This window comes from Nostocoides australiense Ben110, from assembly GCF_001050535.1.
GTDB classification, from domain to species: Bacteria; Actinomycetota; Actinomycetes; order Actinomycetales; family Dermatophilaceae; genus Nostocoides_A; species Nostocoides_A australiense.
The window spans coordinates 3,181,396-3,183,961 of the sequence record NZ_HG764815.1; the positions used below are offsets into that span (position 1 = coordinate 3,181,396).

Annotated in this window: 4 protein-coding genes; all 4 read left to right on the forward strand. The window is 71.9% G+C overall.

What is annotated here, in order from left to right; translation table 11 throughout:
* A partial coding sequence (locus BN11_RS15420; protein ID WP_162213252.1) for a molybdopterin molybdotransferase MoeA occupies window positions 1–842 on the forward strand: 842 nt, incomplete at its 5' end.
* Window positions 839–1,363 (forward strand): cyclic pyranopterin monophosphate synthase MoaC, encoded by a 525-nt coding sequence (moaC, locus tag BN11_RS15425; RefSeq protein WP_048699163.1) that lies wholly within the window; start codon window positions 839–841, stop codon window positions 1,361–1,363. The genes BN11_RS15420 and moaC, both read left to right, overlap by 4 nt.
* A complete protein-coding gene (locus BN11_RS15430) occupies window positions 1,360–1,869 on the forward strand; it encodes a MogA/MoaB family molybdenum cofactor biosynthesis protein (protein WP_048699165.1) in 510 nt (169 codons plus the stop codon). The genes moaC and BN11_RS15430 overlap by 4 nt, the downstream gene beginning before the upstream one ends.
* On the forward strand, window positions 1,870–2,566 hold a 697-nt coding region (locus BN11_RS15435), incomplete at its 3' end, for a GNAT family N-acetyltransferase (RefSeq protein WP_083433796.1).

The window sequence follows — 2,566 nt, forward strand, 5'->3', positions numbered from 1 at the left end:
CCCCCCCCGGCCGCTCCATCCGCACCGCGGGCGAGGACGTGGCGCAGGGTGCGCTGGTCATCCCGGCAGGGACGCGCGTCAACGCCCGGACGTTGGCGTTGGCCGCCGCGACCGGCCACCCCACCCTGCCCGTCCGGCCGCGCCCGCGCGTAGCGATCGTCTCCACCGGCGACGAACTCATCCCGCCCGGAGAACCGTTGTCTCCCGGGCAGATCCACGAGTCGAACTCGGTGATGCTGGCGGCGGCCTGCCGCAGCCGCGGCGCCGAGGTCGTCGCGACTGTCGCTGCCGGGGACGAGCCCGAGTCGTTCGTCGGCCTGATCGAGGATCTCGCGTCGGAGTGCGACGCCATCGTCAGCAGTGGCGGCGTGAGCATGGGGGCCTATGACGTCGTCAAGGCGGCGTTGCGCGAGCACGGCATCGAGTTCGTGCAGGTGGCGATGCAGCCGGGCAAACCGCAGGGGTTCGGCCTCTTCGGGGAGCACCGGGTGCCGGTGTTCGCGCTGCCCGGCAATCCGGTTTCGTCGTTCGTGTCCTTCGAGGTGTTCGTCGCGCCGGCCCTGGAGGCGATGATGGGCGGCACGCACGAGCGGCGCGTCGTCACCGGTGTCATGGGCCACGCACTCACCTCACCTCGCGGCAAGACACAGATCGCGAGGGCGGTGACGACCCCCGAAGGCGGTGCGTGGGTTGTCAATCCTGTTGTGGGACAAGGGTCGCACTTCGTTGCCGATCTGGTGCGGGCCAACAGCCTCGTGATCGTGCCCGCAGACGCCGAGTCGCTCGCGGCCGGTGACGAGGTCGAGGTCTGGCTGCTCTCCGACCCCGGGCCGATCCCATGAACGAGCTGCGCCTGACCCACGTCCGCGCCGACGGCAGCGCCCACATGGTCGATGTCTCGGCCAAGGCCGTGACGGCGCGCGAGGCCTCGGCTGCCGGCCGAGTGTTGCTGTCGGAGAAGGCGGTTGCTGCGTTGCGTGATGGCGCGGTCGCCAAGGGAGATGCCCTCGCCGTGGCCAGGATCGCCGGCATCCAGGCCGTGAAACGGACCCCTGACCTGATCCCCCTCGCCCATCCGATCGCGGTGCATGCCGTCGAGGTCGACCTCACGGTCGCTGACGACGGCGTGGACATCCGGGCGAGCGTCCGGACCGCTGATCGCACCGGCATCGAGATGGAGGCGCTGACGGCCGTCGCCGTGGCGGCGTTGACGGTGATCGATATGGTCAAGGCCATCGACAAGCATGGCCGGATCACCGACATCCGGGTCACCGCCAAGTCCGGCGGCCGGTCCGGCGGTTGGGCCGAAACCCCCACCGAGACAACACGAACTCGTCCGCAGCCGAGCCAGGAGATGCCGTGACCGACACCGCTCAGGATCGCCCGCCGCCGCTCCGGGGCGTCCGGGCCGTCGCGATCACGGCCTCGACCCGGGCCTACAGCGGCGTCTACCCCGACCGGGGCGGGCCCATCATCGCCGAGACCCTGCAGTCCTGGGGCGCACTGGTCGCACCGACCGTCGTCGTGCCCGACGGCGACGCGGTGGCGACGGCGCTGCGGGAGGCCGTCACGGCATACGACCTGGTGATCACCACCGGCGGCACCGGCTGTGCGCCGACCGATCTCACCCCGGAAGCCACCCGCTCCGTCCTGACTCGGGAGATCCCCGGCATCGCCGAGGCCATCCGGGCTGACGGCCTCGCGAACGGCGTTGCGGGAGCGATGCTTTCGCGTGCCACCGCCGGGCTCGCCGGACGGTGCATCGTCGTCAACCTGCCCGGGTCCACCGGTGGGGTGCGGGACGGATTGCGCGTGATCGCACCGATCCTGGGGCACCTCGTCGAGCAGTTGCGCGGGGGCGATCACTAGGTGCGCTCGCGGCTGTGGCCGGTGGACCTCGCGGCCCCGCTGGCGGATGGCGGACAGCTGGGCCTGCGGCCCCTGGGCCGCAAGGACCGCGAGGACTACTTGCTCTTGCGCGCGGCCAACACCGACTGGCTGCGGCCGTGGGATCCGACGAGCCCCGACGGCATACCGCGCACGGTCTCCTTCACCAGCCTGCTGAGCGAGCAGAAGGCAGCGGCCCGCGCCGGGTCGCTCCTGCCGTTCGCCCTCACCGTGGACGGAGCCCTCGCGGGTCAGCTCAACGTCAGCAATATCGTCCGCGGCGCCTTCCGGTCGTGCACGATGGGCTACTGGGTGGGGCGCGAGTTCGCCGGCCGGGGCATCGCGCCGCTGGCGGTCGCCGTCGCCGGTGACTACGCGATCGCCGCCGCCGGCCTGCACCGGATCGAGATCAACATCCGGCCGGAGAACGTCGCCTCCCTGGCCGTGGTGCACAAGCTGGGGTTTCGCTCCGAGTGCATCCGGCCGCGCTATCTGCACATCGACGGAGCCTGGTGCGACCATCTCTCCTTCGCGCTGACGACCGAGGAGATCGGCCCGGGCGGCCTGCGCGCGCGGCTCGCCGGGCTCGAGTCCGGACGACCGCGCGACGCCGTGGCCATCCGCCCGGCCACCGCGGAGGACCTGCCGTGGCTGACCTGCCAGTGGCGGGGGGGGGGGG